Origin of the sequence: Chryseobacterium lathyri (assembly GCF_019970085.1) — a bacterium.
Taxonomy (GTDB): Bacteria; Bacteroidota; Bacteroidia; order Flavobacteriales; family Weeksellaceae; genus Chryseobacterium; species Chryseobacterium lathyri.
On sequence record NZ_JAHXYG010000001.1, the window covers coordinates 572980 to 592704 of the forward strand.

Consider the following 19725-nt stretch of genomic DNA (forward strand, 5'->3'; position numbering starts at 1 on the left):
TTTGTGAAAAATTACAGCCGACGTGAAAAAAATTAAACTTTGCCTGTTATCTGTTGGGATCATGGCACTTACAGCATGTAAAAAAGAAAAAGAAGATGAAGTAAACAGTGTAGATAAGACTGGCTCTATTGAAACAGTACTTTCTGTTGAGCACCTGGATACTGCTGATGTTCTTATTACTAAACACAAGATCTGGAAAAATAAAAAGCTTTTTAAAGAGATCATTAAAAAAGATACCATTCCTGCTTTGGGCGACACTCTTGTAGGAGGAGAAGACAGTGACGGCTATAACCATATTGCCAAAACGAAAAAAGACTATGAATTTTTTATAACGGTTCAATAATGAAAAAGTCAAGTTCTATAAAATTACTTTTCGTAACGGGTGTATTGGCTGCCTGTTCCCAGGAGAAGCCTAAAGAGAAAGCCGAAAAGAAAGTCTATATGAGGTCCGACACTACAGCTTCTTATACGAGGAGTCATGGTTTTTTGACGGGAGTCCTTCTTTATCATGCGTTCAGACCGTATGGTGCTTATAGCTATGGATCTTATCAGAAGGCCGGTTATTACAGTGATGCGATAAGCAGCAAATCCAATATCGGAAGAAATAATTTCAAAGGAAATGTAGTAAGAGGGCAATTGGGAAGAAGCGGTTTCAGTGCATCAGCATAAAATATGGAAAGAATTCAATCACAGTTCAGAAAAAACTGGCAGCATAAACTAGAGAATCTTGGTTTCGGGTATCACTCCCTGGATGGCCTTTATTGGGATGAAAGTCATTATTACCAGTTTAGCACAGAAGAAATTAATACAATAGAAAAGGCTACTGCAGAACTCTGGCAGATGTGCCTGGAGGCGGTGGATCATATCATTGAAAAAAATCTTTGGGAAAAGTTTAATATTCCTGACTGGTTCCGGAATTATATCGTTACAAGCTGGGAAGAAGATCATCCTTCTATCTATGGAAGATTTGATTTTGGTTTTGACGGAAAAAATTTAAAGCTGCTGGAATTTAATGCTGACACGCCGACTTCACTATATGAAGGTTCGGTGATACAATGGTACTGGCTTCAGGAGCTGTTTCCTTATAAAGATCAGTTTAATTCCATTCATGAGAAACTGGTAGATTACTGGAAGCATCTTAAAAATTACATGAACCCGCATCATATTTATTTTGCTTCTCTTACCAATATTGAAGATGTTACCAATGTGGAATACATGCGTGACTGTGCTTCTCAGGCAGGATTCGATACGGAATTTATTCCTGTTCAGGATATTGGCTGGGCTGAGGATATTTCTGAATTCATTGCAGCTGACCGGTCGATCATGGAATATATTTTCAAGCTTTATCCTTACGAATGGATTCTTGCAGACGGTTTTGGAGAAAAACTTGTAAAAAACGGTTTCCGATCGCAATGGATTGAGCCTGCATGGAAAATTTTACTTTCATCCAAGGCTCTTCTTCCGATCCTTTGGGAGATGTATCCCAATCATCCTTACCTGTTGGAATCTTATTTTGAACCGAAACATCTGAAAGATTTTGCTAAAAAGCCTGTTTATTCCAGAGAGGGAGCCAATGTAATTTTGTATAAAAATAATATTCCTGTCGAGGAAAATGATGGTGTATATGGTAAAGAAGGTTTTATTTACCAGCAATTATTTGATCTTCCCAATTTTGATGGCAATTATCCGGTGATTGGCAGCTGGGTAATAGGGCAGGAGTCTGCCGGTATCGGGATCAGGGAAAGTGTTCACCTGATCACCAATAACCAGAGCCGTTTTGTTCCTCACCTTATCGGTTAAGTTTCTTTTCTTTAAGCCAGAATGATGTGGACTGATAGGCGGAAATAGCATCATTAACGAGTTTCTGCTCAGGCTTCTTGATCAGCTTTTCATCATAATAGAGTTTGAATTCAGGGGCAAGGCTGCTGGATTCAAGCTGTAAAGAGTACTGTTTTACTTTTTTAACCGGTGAAATGATTGTTAAATGTCCATCTTTTACCAAACCGAGGTCCTGATAAGTGGCTATATAAGCTTTTGGCTGGAATTCTTTTTTGAAGACATCCTGACCAAGGAATTTGGATTTATAGTTAAAATTCAGCAGTCCGAAAAGGGTAGGCATAATATCTATCTGAGACATCAGCTTATCAAACTTCTGAGGCTGGATAAAGTCTTCTGAAAAAATCATCGCCGGAATTCTGTATTTGTCCATAGGAAGTTCTGTTTTCCCTGCACTGGATGCGCAATGATCGGCAATGATCACAAAGACCGTGTTTTTGTACCAGTCCTGTTTTTTAGCCATTTCAAAGAACATTCTAAGTGAATAATCAGTGTATTTTACCCCTCCGTCACGGGATTTTGCTGTTCCTGGAATATCAATCCTTCCATCTGGATACGTAAAAGGCCTGTGGTTGGAAACCGTCATCCAATGATTGAAAAAAGGTTTGCCGGATTTGGCCTCAGCATTCATGGTCTGAATTGCTTTTTTAGCCATATCTTCATCGGCAACGCCCCAGACATTGGCAAAGGTGATTTCTTCGGGTTTAAAATTGTTTCTGTCAACAATATCATAACCGTTTCCGGCAAAGAAGTCCTGCATATTATCGAAATAGCTGTAACCTCCGTACAGGAATTTCACATCATATCCTTTGGATTTGAATACACTTCCTGTTGTGAATTTATTTTTGTTGTCGTCTCTTTTAATAACACTTTCTCCAGCAGTAGGAGGAATACAGAGTGTAAGTGCCTCAAGTCCTCTTACGGTTCTGTTTCCGGTAGCATAAAGATTGGTAAACATGATCGAGCGGTCTGCCAGGCTGTCCAGGAAAGGAGTAATCTTTAAAGTACCCCCATAATGTTCCATAAAATCTGCAGATAAGCTTTCTATGGAGATGAGAACTACATTTTTCTTAAGTTCCGGCTGCTCTGAAATTATATTTCTTGGTAATGAAGGTTCGGAATATTGACTCAAAAAGTTCTTTTCAGCTTCTTTCTGTGCGATTTGCGGATAAAACTGAAAATAGTCCAGCTCGTTGTGGGTGAAGGCCCAGTAGAATTTGGGAAGACCATTGCTTTCGATCTCATCAGCAAAAACATTGTCTGAACGGATCTGCATTAAAGAAGATACTCCTAAAATACTGAGGCTGACCATAACAATAAAAGTTCCCAGCAATACCATTTTTTGCTTAAAATCGGGCAGTTCCAGCAGCTGATCTTTTGTTTTTTTATAGATGAACCATGTAATGGCTAAAGTAATAATAAGAATTGCAGAAAACAGGGGAACAACCGGATAGCTTTCCATGATGTTTCCAATGACCTCATTGGTGTATATCAAATAATCTACCGCAATGAAGTTATAGCGTACCCCGAACTCATTATAGAAAAAGTATTCACTTACAGCGTTAAAGATAATGAGAAGAACATACAGCAACAGTGTGATGAAATACAGAACATTCCGGATCCTGATCCTTTTTGAAGGGAGAAAAAGCATCAAACCAAATAAAATGGTTTTGAGTCCTACAAAAGCTAAGGCGACTTCTGATATAGAGCCTCCATACTGGTTGAAAATATTATTCGGAATGAGCAGAATGTATAGAAAAAACAGTACTAAAGCTCCAAAAATAATATATCCATACGGCTTATTATATTTTGAATTGGATAGAAATAAAAAGTAAACGGCCAATAATGTACTGGCTAAAATAAAAACAAAAATATCATTCAACAGGCCGATTGACAGGACTTTTATGATCTCAAAAAATCCGAAAGTGGCCGTAGTGATTGGATGAAATAAAAACACGATCCGTACAATAAGCGAAATGATAAGATAGAAGATCCCTAAATATAAGAATGGTTTTATTTTACTTGAAAACATGTACGTTAGATTAATTTCCGCAAAGATAGTTTTTGTATATAACTTTTAATGAAAAAAAATGGAAACATGCTATTTCTTATCATTTTTTTGAATTATTAATGAAGATTTAACGTATTATGTAGTGAATGATTGGTAATATAAAAAGTAATGGTAGGCTGAATATCAATAAAAAAGGACTATTAAAAATAGTCCTGTATACTGTTAAGATGTATTAAAGATTAAGGATGCCCGAAACCGATGTTTCCTTTTTTATCAGAAAGATTCTTTTTAAAATCGATCATTCTCAAAGCGGTTACAGCTGCTTCTACACCTTTATTTCCTAGGTCTCCACCGCTTCTGGCAATGGACTGTTCTTTATTATCATCGGTCAGAACGCAGAAAATAGTAGGAGTGTCCGTTAAGACATTGCAGTCTTTGATTCCCTGTGCTACTGCTGAGCAAACAAAATCAAAGTGAGGGGTCTCTCCGCGGATTACACACCCGATAGCAATTACTGCGTCGTATTTTCTTTCTTTGCAGAGCTGCATGCTTGCATAGTTGAGCTCAAAAGCACCCGGAACCGGAAAAAGCTTAATGTTTTCTGGTTTTACCCCTTCTTTTTCTAGGATTTCAAGGGCTGCATCACGAAGATTGTAAGTTACAAAATCATTCCACTCAGAAAAAACAATGCCGATAGAAAAATCTTCGGCATTTGTTATATGAAGTGGCTTGTAATCGGAAAGATTAACTGTTGCCATTTTTTAAAAGTATTTAGTCATTTCAATATAAGAGTCAGACATTCCGTTATCATAGTCCTGGTATTTCTCGTCAATTGCAGAGAAATATTTTTTAGCTTCTGCATTTTTCTTTAATCCTAATGCTACAATACCTGCTTTTCTTGTGAAATAGTAAGTGGTATAAGGATCATCAGAAGCAGTCGACGCTTTGTCTAATAAGGAAAGAGCTTCATCGTTTTTGTTAAGACCTGATTTTGCATCTGCCATAGCACCGAATTTCAATGCCATTAATGTTTTGTTGTCAGATGAAAATTTATCTAAAAGATCGTAAGCTTCCTGGAATTTTCCTTCTTTGAATTTTAATAAACCTGCATTATAAGCAGAAAGTTCACCAACCTTCGTATTCGAATATTCGTTATATGTTCCTATAAAACCTGGATTAGCTGCAGATTTTCCGCCTAAAGCTTCTTTATCTTTACCTTCCGTCTGTTTTTTCTGAGCAGCGAGGAAACTTTTTACAGCTTCAACATTCTTAGGAGCCACTACAAACTGTTTGTAAGCAAAAAATCCTAAAACACCCAAAACCAGTACCCCGAATACAATACCCAATTGCTTGGAGTATTTCTCAAGGAATCTTTCAGTGTTTAAAGCTTCTCTGTCAAGGTCTTTGAAGAACTCAACCGTTTCTTTACCTTCTTGCTCATTTGGAGCATTCTTTCCCAATTTTGCCATAAATTTTTAAAAATTGAAATGCAAATTTAATTGTTTCTGAATGATTTACAAAATACTTTGTGAGTATTATTGTTATTCCCGGAAAAATTATTCTGTTTTATTATAAAATTTCAATCTGAAGATTTTATATTTTGTCCTTTTTTCTTTTGGTAAATGGATCTGTGAGATGGTGAAATATAAATTTCCGGCCTTATCGAAGGCAAAAGAATCCGGCCATTTTATTCCCGGGTCGCTGATGATTTCTGATAAAATTCTGTTTTTATCAATTCTGCTGATGGCATTTTTCTCTAAACTGCTTAGATACAAATTTCCCTTTTTGTCGAATATGATTCCATCATTGGCCGTACTTTCTGCATATTTTTCTACTGTTGCCTGAAGTGAACCATCGGGGAGATTTTTATTCAGTAGCGATGATATCGGTATTCTGTATATGTTTTTGCCCATAAGTGCGCAGTAATAGAGATGTTTTTTATCAGGATCTATCGCAATTCCGTCAGAATGTACCGGATGTTTTCTTTCATATCCTTCGATTACTATTTTATCTACTTCTGCAAGTGTGGAATGGTGATTGGAAAGTACTCTCCTTACATCAGCAGTTATCATATCCAAAATCACAATTCCGCCAACCTGCGAATCGGTAAAATAAACGGAATAATTTTGATTATCAATCCTGAAATCATTTAAATAAGCCTTTGGGCTGATCTTCTCAACAGATAATGTATATTTTACTTTTAGATTATTATTTCGTAGATCAAAGCAATATAAAAAGGCTCCTTGGGTTGCATCTGTCTTTAAGTCATATCCCGTGTCTAAAATCCACAGCTGGTTAAGCTCGTCAATGTAAACACTTTGGACACAGATAAACTGATTTTTGCTGCCTGCATTTTCATTCCATCGGTTCCATGCTGCATCCGGAAACGGGATGGTTTTTCCGTTAATGATTTCTGCCACTGAAACGGGAGTGTCTGCAGACCATCTTGGAAAACTCACAAAAACACGATTGTTCTTTGAAATGGCAATTCCTGTCCATTGGTTTTTGCTTTCTGCAAAAAGACTCATATGAACTTTTGGTGAAATGGGATTAATTTTTTTTTTCTGGCAGCCCACTGCTGCATGTATAAATAATACAAAAACAAGGATTATATTTTTCATGGAGAAGATATTTATGTAAATAATTGAAGGTACTATATGCCTGTAAAAGCCATTTTTATTGCTAATGCCATTAAAATACCGGCAATGGTCCAGTTCTGGACCTTTATCAGTTTTGGATTTTTACTCAGCCTTATCTTTGATTTCGAGGCGCTGAAAATAATCAGAGAATTTATTAAAAGACTGATTGTAATAAAGATGGAGCCCAAAAGTAAAAACTGATGTCCTATGTCTCCGGATTTCGGATCCAGGAACTGTGAAAATACAGAAACAAAAAACAATGCCACTTTAGGGTTTGAAATGGTGGTTAGCAAACCTATGGCAAATAATTTTTGCGGCTTATCTTTTATCAAACCTTTGTGTGATTTTGTGCTGTCAAAAGAAGGGACTCGTACGGCCTGATAAGCAAGATAAATCAAGTATAGGGCGCCGGATAGCTTTAGTATATGAAACAATAAAGGAAATGTAAAAAGCGCGGCTGAAAGTCCGAATGAGGATAACAGGATGTAAAAAAGATCACCTGTAACAATTCCAAGCAGAGAAATCATTCCTGCTTTTTGCCCTTGCAGTAAGGAGCGGGAAATCAGATATAGCATTGTCGGGCCTGGAATAATGATCAGCACTATAACAGACAATGAAAAATAAATAAGTTGAGTAATCGGTAACATGTATAAACTAAATTGTATTAAAATTGAATACAAAGATCAGTTTATAGCATTGCAGGTAAAAGGAGTAAAATCACAATTATTTTGTGATGTATCTCACAATCTGGAATTTAAACGGCTTAAAGATTCTCTTGAAACTCCCAGATAAGAAGCAATTATGGTTTTTGATACCCGTTGAAAAAGATCCGGGTACTGTGAAAGAAGAATTTCGTAGCGTTCTTTTATATTATTTGACAGAAAGGAAAGCATCCTTTTTTGTAAGGCAACAAATCCGCTATTCGCTTTTTTCCTGAAAAAATATTCTACTTTCTGCAGTTCAGAACAAAGCTTTTCCCGGTTTTCGTAGGACAGGCAATATAATTCGGAGTCTTCCAGGCAGTCAACATTTACAATAGCCTGTGTTTGGGTAAAGTAAGCCTGATAATCGGTGATCCACCAGTTTTCCATTGCAAACTGAATGATATGCTCTTTTTCTTTCTCATCTATAAAGGTTGCTTTCAGTAACCCTTTTTTTACCCAGTAGGAATGATGTACATGATCGCCGGTCTGTATAAGAAACTGATGTTTTTTTAATTTTTTTACAGTGAAGTAAGAAAGTATGGACGCAAATTCTTCATCAGTTAAATGAATGAGTTCTTCAAAATGCGCCCTCAGTTCTTGTGCATCGGAAATTTTGATTGAACTCATATTTTCCTGATTATCATTTAGAATTCTAAAATATGATAGATCTCGGCATTGAACTTTTTCAGTTTTTCATCCCCGTTCAAACCTTTCAGACCAATAAGGAAACTGAATTGCGAAACAGTTGCCCCTTGTTTTTCCACAAGTTTTGCTGCAGCTTCTGTAGTTCCGCCTGTTGCCAATAAATCGTCGTGGATCAGAATTCTTTGTCCCGGCTTTATCTGCCCTTCACGGGTTTCGATGATAGCACTTCCATATTCTAGGTCATAATTTTCTGAAATAATGGGTGGCGGTAGCTTCCCTGCTTTTCTGATTAGGATGAAAGGAACTTCCAGTGCTACTGCAATGGCAATTCCGAAGAGATAACCCCTGCTTTCTATTCCGCATACGGCATCTATTTTTCCTTTGCTGAAAGCAACAAGGTCTGCAATGACTTCTTCATATAGCTTTGGATTCAGGAAAATGGGTGAAATATCCTTGAACTGAATTCCCGGGATAGGAAAATCAGGAACATTTTCAATAGTTTCTTCCAGTTTTTTAATCAGTTCTTGTGAAGCCATTAATTATGGGTTTATTTTATAGCTGGAAATTTTCCAGTCTCCATTTACATTTTTAAGTCCGAAAGTTACCTTTAAAGAAGTGGTTTTCCCGTTCTTGTCTGTAACATCGTATGTTACATTTACACTTGCACCGTTGGCCGTAGTACCATTGGTGGTAATGTTTTTAACACTTACGTTTTTCACTGATCCAAAACCTGAAGTAGGGTTGGAGAACGATTCATAGCTTCCCCAGCTAGGGTTGCTTGACGTTTCATAGGCTGCCTTAAGGTTTTGTGAGCTTACACTGTTTAAGAATTTGCTTACTGTACTTTTTGGATCTGCTGCCGGCTGTTTAGGAGCAGCTGGGGTCGTAGTAGTAGCATTTGGATCTGTAGGTGTTGTAGGTGTAGCTGTGGGATTGTTTGGGTCGATTACAGCATTAGGATCCTGTGTTACAGAAGTTGAGTCCGTTTTAGGCACAGCGGGAACTTTTAAGGCAGATGCATTGACATCGAGTCCAATCTTAGACATTTTGAATGTCTTAGCTGTGGTTTTTACTGAAACGGTAATATCTATTTTATTGTCTACCACTTTAGCTGCAGGAATTGAAGAGAATTTTAGATTGAATCCTTTAAAATTATTATCCTGCATCAGGTTTTTCGCGGTAGAAAGTTTTACTCCATTACTGAATACTTCCAAAGTAGCTTCGAGTCCGGCTCCGGTAAATGAAACAGGGTTTCCTGAACCATCTACAAGTCTAGGTACGATCTGAATGGCCGTTGGTGCTCCGGATCCGTCATCGCCGGTTGGTCTGGTGATAATGCTAAGTGAGCTTGCTTTTACATCATTCGCATCGGTTTCTTTGGCTTTATCATCCCCAAAGATATTCATTTCTCCAAGAGAAGGTGGGGATGTACTAGCCCATTCAATTCCGTTTTTCTGTGCAACTTCATCGGCCAACGCAAGAATTTCAGGGACTTTTTTTCCGTCGATAAGCTTTCCAAGAGCTTTAAGTTCTTCTACATCACCTTCTGCCTCTACACCAAACGTCTTTAGGATATAAAGCGCTTCATTGAACTTGATTTGTTTAATGGTTGAGAGGCTGGAAGTCATGTCATTGATACTTGACTGCAGCGTTTTAGTATTCGTAGCATCTACATGATCCTTCTTGCATGCCGTAAATAGCAACAGACTGAGAACAAGTAGAAAAGAAAACTTTTTCATTTTATTTTGTTTATTGCAAATTTAATAAAACCTTTATTAATAGTGAGTTTTTATTTTTGTTTTGTGTTTTTGGGGAACAAAAGTAATTGATCATTAAAGTTTTTAATAAGGGAATGGTGAAATACCCGGATCATCCGGAACTGACTTTATGTGGTTTAAGTTATTATTGGGCAGCATTAAATTGAATGATAATGAGAACTTTCAATAATCAATGACTCTTGTTTTTGAAAAAATATTTTTTTGGAATTTCTATAGCTCTATAACATGAGGCTTCATGCCTGGATCATGATTGGCAATGGCTTCTATACAAGTTGGTTTTTCACTTTCACTTTTAATCCACTTTAATGAGCTTACCACTTTATGCTTATTTACCTGGACACCGGGTAAAATCATTTGTTCCCATGATTTCTTTGCATACCCAACATCACTGGCTAAGAGTACAAAATTTTCTTTATTTTTTATTATAGTCGAGGCAAGTCCCATTGTGTGACCTGGTGTAGAAACAAATACTACTGTCCCGTCATCAAACAAATCGTAAGACAACCCTTCCGGCCCTATTCCTGTCTTGTTAAAGTTAAATAATTCAAAATCAACATCCTCCCACATACTTTTCACGTATCGCATTGATCTGTCTTGGGTTTCTTTCCATTCTAAATCACTTACCAGAATTTTTTTAGCGTCTTTTACCAGTTTTATGCCACTTACATGATCAGCGTGCATATGGCTCAGTACTAAATAATCAATATCGGAGGTTTTATACCCTAATTTTTCTAATTGCTCGTTTATAGCATCACCATCCGGTAATAAGGCTCTGCTTACAGAATATTGCAGAAATCCGAGATGCTCTTTTTGATGGTTTCTAACATCAGAATGCCATCCCGTATCTATCAGGACAAGACCCTTTGGATGTTCTATTAGGTAAACTGAAACAGGAAGCCAGACCTGATGCTTTTTGCTTCTAAATAATCCGGTATAGGCTAAAGGATTAATGCTGTTTTCGTGAAAAGGGAGTGAGCTGTCTACTCTTACCTGCCCGCAATGTAATAGGTGTACCTTGATCATTATGAATTTATTTTTGGGTAAATTTATAATGACTTTTGCATAAGATTTTTGATTGAAATCAAAAGCGGGTTATTTTTTATTCCTCAATCTACTTAATGTCTCTTGCGTCATTCCCAGGTAAGAGGCGATATTTCCCAATGGTACATCTGAAAGATTATCGGGCATTTCGAGTAGGAAAGTTTCATATCTTTCTTTTGGGGTTTGAAATTTAAGGTTGTAAATCCGGTCATTTGATTTTTTGATATAGTCAATCATTCCGCGATAAATGAATTCCTGCATGGGTGCATTATTGCAGATAATATTGATCCACTGTTCATAGTCAATCATCGCAACCTTTGTTTCCGATAAAGCCTCAATTCCGAACTTACAGATATTATGATAAAAAATACTCTCAATGGGAAGCCCTATCATATTTTCCTGCAAGAAGTATAAAGTTACGTCTTTCTCTTTTTTATTATAAAATACTCGTGCTATGCCCTGTTCAATAAAATAAAGCTGCTTGGAAGTATTTTCAATACTCAGAATTAATTCTTTCTTAGGAATTTTTTTTCTACGTATACATTTTGCCAATTCTTTTGCCTCTATGTCATTCAATAAGTTCTTTGATTCAAAAAAATCTACAATGTTCATGTTTGTAAGGTATAATGGTTGTAAAATTTCATTAAAGTCCCAGCAGTTTGCGGAGTAGCGGAATGAAAAGCCAGAACTTTCAATTATTTACTACCGTAAGTAAAACAGTGAGGTTTTACTAAATTACAAAAACAAAAGTACACACTAGATGATTTTTTTTTGCTTAACCAGCACTTTTACTGAACTGTTTGATGAAAACCATCTTTTGTGTGTCATGCTTTTTATTTTTTGATTCCCTATTTCTTATTCTGCTGTTCTTTCAAATCATCTTTGAAAAAAGAGCTAAAGATAGTCTGCATATTTGGAAAAGAAGGCTCCTGCCAGTATTGGGTTTTATAGTTACTGTTTTCTTTATCAAATTTCACTTTTTCTATATCATCATCGTTACTGAAATTAAGTTCTGATGGATAAAAATTATTGTAGAGAATGATCTGGTTATAATCAGGTTCACTTTTATGCTTAAGTTTTACAAAAGCCACCTCATTGTATTCAAGGAAATCTTTCAAGCTTTTTTCTGATCCTTTTTCGAAAGACATATTGAGGATTGTTCTGATATCAAAAAACCTGAACCCAAATAGAGAAAACTCTTTTTCCTGGAGAGCAGCACCTGTTACCTCGATCTGATCCCTGCGGTCACCTTTTAATTCTTTGATGGTATTTCTTTTGGTTTTGTATTCTTCGGGATTTCCGACATTTTTGAGTTTCGGAAGCTGTAAGGAATTGCCGTAATCCCATGTTGAAGTTTCTTTCTTCTCATTTTTGGCTTGTAATCTGAAGACTCTATACTGCTCAACATTTGTACTTTTCAGTTTTTTTGTTTTATTGTCAAAAATATAAGTGACAATTCCATCTGTATAGCTGTTAAGTTTATTGTTCACCGTTACATAGGCATTAAAATTTCCTTTGATCATAATATATTTTGCAGGCTTCGTGTTCTTGATGACCACAGTTTCTATTTCCTTAACCTGATCATTGATTTTAATAACATCCTGATTGAGTTCCGAAAAAGTGAGAAGGGCGACGGGAAAATTATTATAAACCAATTGAAATTTTTCCTGAGCAGGCGATATTGCCTGTCTATCAATTTTACCGTCAATATCAGAAAAAGCAAGAATGCTTCCGTCTTTTCCGAAGACTGAAACTTTAGGCAGAGGTTTGTTCGTCTGTTCGGAAACGAACGTTATGGATTGTGCCTGAATAAGGCTAAATAAAAAAATGAACAGGGCGAAGAGGTGATAACATCTTTTCATAGTGATAATTTGTTTATGGTTTACTGAAATAATTCATTGATCTTTATTATGAAGACCCCAAAAATTCAAAATGGTTGCCTGAACAGCTTAAAATATTCACTTGTGTGCATAAAAAAAGACTGATCATTATAATCAGTCTTTTTTATTTTATTTCTGTTACAAGTCCTTAGAAAGGATACTCATAAATTTCAGATTCATGTAAGAATGGGTTTCCTGTAGGAATTAACTTTAATTTAGATAAAGCTGATAGTACAGTAAACATAAATAATCCTGCTACAAATAGAACAGCTCCTGCTATTAATAGGAATACTTCAGGATTTTTCCAGTAAGGTCCTACCGTTCCAGGCATTACCATATTGAAGTAATCTAAAAGGTGACCTAAAATAACCACTACAGCCATAGTTGTTACTACTTTGTAGTTTCTCTTGATGCTGCTGCTTACTAATACCAATAAAGGTAATAAGAAGTTGATGATCAACATTGGTAAGAACGTAGGTCCATAGTGCTGGAATCTTCCAAAGAAGTAGTTAACTTCTTCCGGAACGTTCGCATACCAATAAAGCATAAACTGAGCAAACCATGTATATGTCCAAAGCATACTTGTAGCGAAAAGGAATACTCCTAAATCGTGTAAGTGATTGTCATTGAACTGAGGTAAGAATCCGTTTTTCTTCAGGTAAACACTTAGAAGGATAATCACAGCGATTCCACTTGAAAGGCAGCTAACCATTGAATACCAGATATACATTGTAGAATACCAGTGTGGATCAATAGACATCAACCAGTCCCAAGCCCAAGCTGCAGAAGCAAATCCGAAGAATGCAATATATCCTACCGCCCATCTGTAAAGCATCTGATAATCTACTTTAGATTTAGTCTCATCTACTTTCTTAGACTGAGCTTTAAGTTTCCATGCAAAGAAAGAAGCACCTACTACATAAATGATCGTTCTGATAGCATAGAAAGGAATGTTTAAGAATCTTTTCTTTTCGAAAAGGATCACATCGAAATGTGCAGAATTAGGATCTGTCAATTCGGGATCCATCCAGTGGAATAAATGGCCATTGTGAGTGATATTCAATATCATCATAATAACCAGAATGGCACCACCATATGGGATATAAGAAGCAATAGCTTCCATTACTCTTGTAATAATAATAGGCCAACCTGCATGTGCAGCATGCTGAATACAGTAGAAAAACAATACAGCACAACTAACTCCAAAGAAAAAGACAGCTACAAAATGCAGCGATGCAAGAGGCTGGTTGTGAACCTGAAGCTCTGCGTGCTCTAAATGAGACGCATGGTCCTGAGGTCCTACCATTTCACTTGAGTGTGTAGGGGCAGTATGACCGGCAGAATGAACCGCTTCCATCATGTGCTCTATTTTCTCAGTAGTCATTCCTTTATTCATAAAGAAACCGATAGCAAATAGAACTAAACCTACAACAAGAAGGATTATAGAAGTTGATTTTAATTTTGGTGAAAAACTATACATTTCTTTTCTTATTTTTTAGTTGCGGTAGTAGTCTCTGTTGTTGCGGCCGCTGGTGTAGCTGTAGCCGTTGTAGCTGCTGCAGGTGCTGCTGCTCCTTTTTTGAAGGCACTCATCACATACATTGCCACTCTCCATCTGTCACCAGGGTTAAGCTGGCCAGCATAAGATCCCATTGCATTTCTACCGTTAGTTAATACATAATGAACAGATCCTACAGTAATTTCTCTGTCAGCATAGTTGGGTACACCAGAGAAAGCTCCGCTTTGTACAATTGGACCTTGCCCATCTCCACCAGTTCCGTGGCAGGCTGCACAAGTATGATCAAACAGCATTTTTCCTCTTTCAATGTCTTTAGCTGCATTAGCTGGATTAAGAGGTGATGTTGTCATTGTTTTGGAAGCGTCATAACCTGCATTATACTCATCTGCATTTTTAGGCAGAAGACTTTCTTCAAAAATCCCGTCTTTATTTTGAGCAACACTTCCTTCTACAGGAGAAAGACCTGTTGCGCCATTATTTTTTACAAATGCAGGGATTTCATTTTCATGATCTGAATAAGCATCCTGAGCTTTCATCAATGGATCGTAAGCTACCGGAAAGTACATATCAGGAAAATATACCAATGGTGTATTTTCTTTTGGTCCGCAAGAATTAAGTAAAACCGTTGTTAAACCTAAAACAGCTGTAATTTTTAATACATTCTTTTTCATTTTAAGCATCTTTAACAGTTATTTCTTCAACCCCGGTTTCAATCAGCAACTGTTTTACAGACTCTACGTCATCAGTTACAAATTCCATCATGAATTTATCATCAGTAGTTCTTGGATCAGGATTCTGGGCCGGAGCTCCCGGATACATTTTGTTTCTAACAAGGAATGTTAGAGACATCATGTGAGCTGCACAGAATACCATTAATTCAAACATTGGAACCACAAATGCAGGCATGTTGTGTGCCCAGTCAAAAGCAGGTTTACCACCAATATTTTGAGGCCAGTCATGATTCATCACATACCATGTTACAGTAGCACCGATGGTAACACCGTAAAGAGCATAGAAGAAAGCAGCATCAGAAATTCTGGTTTTCTTTAACCCTAAAGCTTTATCAAGTCCGTGAACCGGGAATGGAGTATAAACTTCGTTTATCGCAATCCCTTTATCGTTGAATGCTTTAACGCCGTTCATCAAATCGTCGTCGTCAGCATAAAGTCCGTATACAATTTTAGTGGTGCTCATCTCCTTCTTTTGCTTTATAAGTTTCACCTGAAATTTTCAGAATCGATTTTAATTCAGCCTGTGCAATTACAGGGAACGTTCTTGCGTATAGTAAGAATAATACAGAGAAGAATCCGATTGTTCCTAAATATACACCCACATCAATGATCGTTGGCTTAAACATAGTCCAAGATCCTGGTAAGTAATCTCTAGAAAGGTTGATAACGATGATATCGAAACGCTCGAACCACATACCAATATTTATGATCAATGCAACGATGAAAGTCCAGATAATGTTCGTTCTCAGTTTCTTGAACCAGAATGAAGCAGGAATAATCAAGTTACAAGTAATCAATGCCCAGAAAGCCCACCAGTAAGGTCCAACAGCAGCACCAGGAGAAAGATAAGTAAAATCTTCAAATCTGGATCCTGAGTACCATCCGATGAAGTATTCAGTAGCATAAGCTACCGTTACCATACCCCCTGTAAGGATAATTACAATGTTCATAATTTCAATATGATACATTGTGATGTATTCTTCAAGGTGACATACTTTTCTGGCAACCAGCAACAGGGTCTGTACCATTGCGAATCCTGAGAAGATTGCACCGGCAACGAAGTAAGGAGGGTAGATTGTAGAGTGCCATCCTTTAATAACCGAAGTTGCGAAGTCAAAAGATACCGTGGTGTGTACCGAGAATACAAGTGGAGTTGCCAAACCTGCAAGAACCAAAGAAAGTTCTTCGAATCTCTGCCAGTGTTTTGCTTTACCACCCCAACCGAAAGCCAGGAATGTATAAATTTTTCTTGTCCAAGGAGTTTTTGCTCTATCTCTGATCATTGCAAAGTCAGGGATTAGTCCCATGAACCAGAATACAGTTGATACTGAGAAATACGTGGAGATTGCAAATACGTCCCAAAGTAGAGGAGAGTTGAAGTTCCCCCAAAGAGAACCAAACTGGTTAGGTAATGGGAATACCCAGTATCCTACCCAAACTCTACCCATGTGGATTACAGGGAAGATGGCTGCCTGTACAACCGCAAAGATCGTCATTGCCTCTGCAGATCTGTTTACAGACATTCTCCAACGCTGTCTAAATAATAATAATACTGCGGAGATTAGGGTTCCGGCATGACCGATACCTACCCACCATACGAAGTTGGTAATATCCCAACCCCAGTTAATAGTTCTGTTAAGCCCCCATGCTCCAATACCTGTTCCGATAGTATAAGCGATACAGCCAAATCCGTAGATGAATAGAACTAAGGCTGCATATAGTGAAATCCACCATAGTTTACCTGCTCTTTCTTCGATAGGTCGTGCAATATCTTCTGTGATATCGTGATAAGTTTTGTGACCAATAATTAGAGGTTCCCTTATCGGAGCTTCGTAATGTCCTGACATTTTTTACCTATTTATTATTTAAACTTTATTTTTCTACTCTGTTTCTTACTTTAGTGTGATAGAACACGTTTGGTTTTGTGCCGATCTCTTCAAGTAAATAATATCTTCTGTTGCTGGAGTATAATTCTCTCACTTCAGATTCTTTGTCATTCATGTCTCCAAACGTCATTGCTCCGGTAGAACAAGCAGCAGCACAAGCACAAGAATTTTTGAATTCGTTGTCTGTTACTTTTCTGTTTTCTCTCTTAGCAGCTAAGATTGTAGCTTGAGTTTCCTGGATACACATTGAACATTTCTCCATTACCCCTCTTGTTCTTACCACTACATCCGGGTTAAGTACCATTCTTCCAAGATCGTTGTTCATGTTGAAATCGAACTTGTCATTCAGGTTATACGTAAACCAGTTGAAACGTCTTACTTTATAAGGACAGTTGTTAGCACAATATCTTGTACCGATACATCTGTTATAAGCCATATGGTTCTGACCTTGCTTACCGTGTGAAGTAGCCGCTACCGGACATACAGTTTCACAAGGAGCATGGTTACAGTGCTGACACATTACCGGCTGGAAGATTACATCTGGGTTGTCAGCAGGGTGGTTGAGTGCACCTCCGTCTCCGAATGCCGTACCATACAATTCTGGTACTGCCATTCCTTCTTTCAATCCTTCGTATACTTCTACTTTTTGTCTTGAAGAATAGTAACGGTCAATTCTTAACCAATACATATCTCTGGACATTCTGATCTCTTCTTTACCTACTACAGGAACGTTGTTTTCTGCTTGACAAGCAATGATGCATGCTCCACAACCCGTACAAGAGTTTAAGTCGATTGATAGATTGAAGTGAGGTCCGTCCGTATCATCGAAAGCATCCCAAAGGTCAATCTTTCTTGCCGGAAGAGCTCCGCTGATGGTGTGATATTCCAAAGGCTTGTTCCATCCTTTATGCTCATCATCAAATGCAACGTTTAAGAATTCTGCCAAAGGAACTTCCTTGGCGATTTCGTAACGTCCCATTAATGTATTCTGAAGCTGAATACCTGCGAATTCGTGGTCTTCTCCTGTTTTTTCGATCTTAACTCCTGAAACAGTTAGGTTAGAACCGTCAAATAATGGATAAGCGTTTACCCCAGTATCAGCAGTTGTACCTGAGTCTTTTTTACCGTATCCAAGCGCAAGACCTACAGATCCTTCTGCCTGTCCCGGTTGAATGAATACAGGAACGTCTTTTATTGTTACTCCGTTTACAGTAAGGTTTACGATAGAACCGTCCAGTTGCATTCTTGCATTAAGGTCGTTTTCAATCGCGAATTTTTCTGCATCTTTAGGAGAAATTGTTAAATAGTTATCCCAAGACATTCTTGTGATAGGATCCGGTAATTCCTGAAGCCAAGGGTTGTTAGCCTGAGTACCGTCACCCATTGAAGGCTTGGTGTATAATACTAATTCTAATTCGGAAGCTTTGAAGTTTCCTAGTTCAGCAATAGCCTGGGCAGCATTTCCTCCGGCGTAAGATAATGCAGTTGCATTATTTGAAGTCGTGATACCGTTATATAGGGCTTTGTTGAAAGAAGTAGCTCCTAAGATAGAGGCAGAACTGGCTTTCAGATAGTCATAATAATTATTGGCAGCATTGTTCTTCCCGTTTTTCCAAACCAGTAAAGATTCTTCAATCTGTCTTGATTTGTAGATTTTCTGGATGGTTGGCTGCATTAATGAATATACTCCTGTCTGAGGCTCAATATCACCCCAAGATTCTAACCAGTTAGCTACAGGAATTACAGCTTTCGCTGCTTTGTACATTTCATTTTTCTTATCAGCTACAGCTACTACACAAGCAACTTTAGCTAAGGATTTTTTGAAATCTTCTCCTTTTGGATGGGAGTAGATAGGGTCTACATTGTTTGCAATCAATACGCCAACCTGACCTGCATTTATCCATCCTAAGAATTCCTGGTATCTTGCTTTATCAAATTCTTTAAGGAAGTTAGCTTTACCTGTGAAAGCTACTGAACCTAATTTTTGGTTGATTAAGTGTGCTAAAACCTGTGCTCCTTTAGAACCGTCGGCAAAAACAACAGCTTTGCTGCCTTTTGCTTGAAGTTCTTTTGCAATTTCAGAAGCAGTCTTATCAGAAGTACCACCACCTACGATTGCGTTGTAAACTTCAACTAAAGTTTTATTGACAAGGCTTGGCTTTAATCTAACTCTTTCATCTGCATTAGCACCAGTCAATGACATGTTGGATTCCACCTGAATGTGTCTCAACATGTTTGGTCCCGGTTTTCTTGCTGCTGCGTAAGAAGTTTCTAAGCTTGAAGCGTTATAATCTCCTAAGAAATCTGCTTGGAAAGAAACAACCAATTCTGAACCTTTAAGGTCATAAACCGGTAATGCTCTCTGTCCGAATACTTCCTGAGCTGCATCTAAAGCCGCAGTGTGAGGATAAGCATCATACGTTACAAGTTCAGCAGTCGGATATTTAGCTTTGAACTCAGCAAATAACTTTTTGAAAGTAGGAGAAGGGAAAGAGTGTGACAAAAGCACAATCTTTTTACCTGCTGCATTGGCATCTGCCAGACCTTTAAGGATAAAACTGTCTACTTTATCGAAAGTTTCATCTTTACCGTCCAGTTTAGGCTGTTTTACTTTATCATTATCATAAAGAGAAAGTACACTTGCCTGAGCTCTTGCGTTGGTTTTTCCTAAATCTCCTGCTGCCGGGTTCGGATCTATTTTGATAGGTCTTCCTTCACGGGTCTTTACTAAAACGCTGGCGAAGTCGAATCCGTCAAAATAAGTTGAAGCGTAATAATTCGGAACCCCCGGAATAATATCGTGTGGTTTTACCACGTAAGGAATCGTTTTGATCACCGGAGCTTCACAGGCAGCCAATGTTACGGCTGCTGTAGAGAATCCTAATATTTTTAAGAAATCTCTTCTTGAAGTACTGGATCCGTTCTGTTCAGCATCTCCAAGGAAATCTTCTACCGGAATTTCTTCCTGAAACTCTTTCTGAGCCAGCTTATTGTTCAAAGCCGGATCTTTAAGTTCATGAATACTTCTAAATTGTATTTTGTTTGAAGCCATTTA

General features: G+C 37.6%; 19 protein-coding genes. 3 read left to right on the forward strand and 16 right to left on the reverse strand.

Features of this window, described 5'->3' with window-relative positions:
• Positions 1–22: 22 nt before the first annotated feature.
• From LC418_RS02690 to LC418_RS02700, 3 genes are read left to right on the forward strand one after another with little or no spacing between them, the layout of a single operon-like run.
• Positions 23–343, forward strand: coding sequence for a hypothetical protein (locus LC418_RS02690; protein WP_223558012.1), 321 nt, complete (start codon positions 23–25; stop codon positions 341–343).
• Positions 343–669: a hypothetical protein gene (locus LC418_RS02695; protein ID WP_223558013.1), complete on the forward strand. Its 327-nt coding sequence runs from the start codon at positions 343–345 to the stop codon at positions 667–669. Before LC418_RS02690 ends, LC418_RS02695 begins: the two co-directional genes overlap by 1 nt.
• 3 nt (positions 670–672) lie before the next feature.
• Complete coding sequence (locus LC418_RS02700; protein ID WP_223558014.1) at positions 673–1800, forward strand: glutathionylspermidine synthase family protein; 1128 nt, start codon at positions 673–675, stop codon at positions 1798–1800.
• Here LC418_RS02700 and LC418_RS02705 read toward each other — a convergent pair.
• The 16 genes from LC418_RS02705 to LC418_RS02780 all read right to left on the reverse strand — a co-directional run bounded on the left by LC418_RS02705 (position 1790) and on the right by LC418_RS02780 (position 19722).
• Positions 1790–3868 carry an LTA synthase family protein gene (locus tag LC418_RS02705; RefSeq protein ID WP_223558015.1) on the reverse strand — a complete coding sequence of 693 codons (2079 nt, stop codon included), beginning with the start codon at positions 3866–3868 and terminating at the stop codon, positions 1790–1792. The genes LC418_RS02700 and LC418_RS02705 overlap by 11 nt on opposite strands.
• Positions 3869–4086: 218 nt before the next feature.
• Positions 4087–4605, reverse strand: coding sequence for a 6,7-dimethyl-8-ribityllumazine synthase (gene ribH / locus LC418_RS02710; RefSeq protein ID WP_223558016.1), 519 nt, complete (start codon positions 4603–4605; stop codon positions 4087–4089).
• A 3-nt stretch (positions 4606–4608) separates the two neighbouring features.
• Positions 4609–5316: a YfgM family protein gene (locus tag LC418_RS02715; RefSeq protein WP_111954269.1), complete on the reverse strand. Its 708-nt coding sequence runs from the start codon at positions 5314–5316 to the stop codon at positions 4609–4611.
• An 87-nt stretch (positions 5317–5403) separates the two neighbouring features.
• Positions 5404–6468, reverse strand: coding sequence for an SMP-30/gluconolactonase/LRE family protein (locus tag LC418_RS02720; RefSeq protein WP_223558017.1), 1065 nt, complete (start codon positions 6466–6468; stop codon positions 5404–5406).
• Between the two features lie 32 nt (positions 6469–6500).
• Positions 6501–7133, reverse strand: a complete 633-nt coding sequence (locus LC418_RS02725) for a LysE family translocator (protein WP_223558018.1) — start codon at positions 7131–7133, stop codon at positions 6501–6503.
• A 93-nt stretch (positions 7134–7226) separates the two neighbouring features.
• Positions 7227–7817: a Crp/Fnr family transcriptional regulator gene (locus tag LC418_RS02730; protein WP_111954275.1), complete on the reverse strand. Its 591-nt coding sequence runs from the start codon at positions 7815–7817 to the stop codon at positions 7227–7229.
• A gap of 17 nt (positions 7818–7834) precedes the next feature.
• Positions 7835–8371 carry an adenine phosphoribosyltransferase gene (locus tag LC418_RS02735; protein WP_223558019.1) on the reverse strand — a complete coding sequence of 179 codons (537 nt, stop codon included), beginning with the start codon at positions 8369–8371 and terminating at the stop codon, positions 7835–7837.
• A 3-nt stretch (positions 8372–8374) separates the two neighbouring features.
• On the reverse strand, positions 8375–9574 hold the full coding sequence (locus LC418_RS02740; protein WP_223558020.1) for a hypothetical protein: 1200 nt from the start codon (positions 9572–9574) through the stop codon (positions 8375–8377).
• A gap of 249 nt (positions 9575–9823) precedes the next feature.
• Positions 9824–10636, reverse strand: coding sequence for an N-acyl homoserine lactonase family protein (locus LC418_RS02745; RefSeq protein ID WP_111954281.1), 813 nt, complete (start codon positions 10634–10636; stop codon positions 9824–9826).
• A gap of 69 nt (positions 10637–10705) precedes the next feature.
• Complete coding sequence (locus tag LC418_RS02750; RefSeq protein ID WP_223558021.1) at positions 10706–11266, reverse strand: Crp/Fnr family transcriptional regulator; 561 nt, start codon at positions 11264–11266, stop codon at positions 10706–10708.
• 236 nt (positions 11267–11502) lie between these two features.
• Positions 11503–12516, reverse strand: a complete 1014-nt coding sequence (locus tag LC418_RS02755) for a hypothetical protein (RefSeq protein ID WP_223558022.1) — start codon at positions 12514–12516, stop codon at positions 11503–11505.
• A 166-nt stretch (positions 12517–12682) separates the two neighbouring features.
• Complete coding sequence (locus LC418_RS02760) at positions 12683–14014, reverse strand: quinol:cytochrome C oxidoreductase (protein WP_111954287.1); 1332 nt, start codon at positions 14012–14014, stop codon at positions 12683–12685.
• 8 nt (positions 14015–14022) lie between these two features.
• A complete protein-coding gene (locus LC418_RS02765; protein WP_111954289.1) occupies positions 14023–14733 on the reverse strand; it encodes a c-type cytochrome in 711 nt (236 codons plus the stop codon).
• Positions 14726–15247 (reverse strand): DUF3341 domain-containing protein, encoded by a 522-nt coding sequence (locus tag LC418_RS02770; protein WP_184163928.1) that lies wholly within the window; start codon positions 15245–15247, stop codon positions 14726–14728. The genes LC418_RS02765 and LC418_RS02770 overlap by 8 nt, the downstream gene beginning before the upstream one ends.
• Entirely contained in the window at positions 15234–16631 is a 1398-nt protein-coding gene (gene nrfD / locus LC418_RS02775; RefSeq protein ID WP_223558023.1) for an NrfD/PsrC family molybdoenzyme membrane anchor subunit, read from the reverse strand. Before nrfD ends, LC418_RS02770 begins: the two co-directional genes overlap by 14 nt.
• Before the next feature lie 25 nt (positions 16632–16656).
• On the reverse strand, positions 16657–19722 hold the full coding sequence (locus LC418_RS02780; protein ID WP_223558024.1) for a TAT-variant-translocated molybdopterin oxidoreductase: 3066 nt from the start codon (positions 19720–19722) through the stop codon (positions 16657–16659).
• Positions 19723–19725 lie beyond the last annotated feature (3 nt).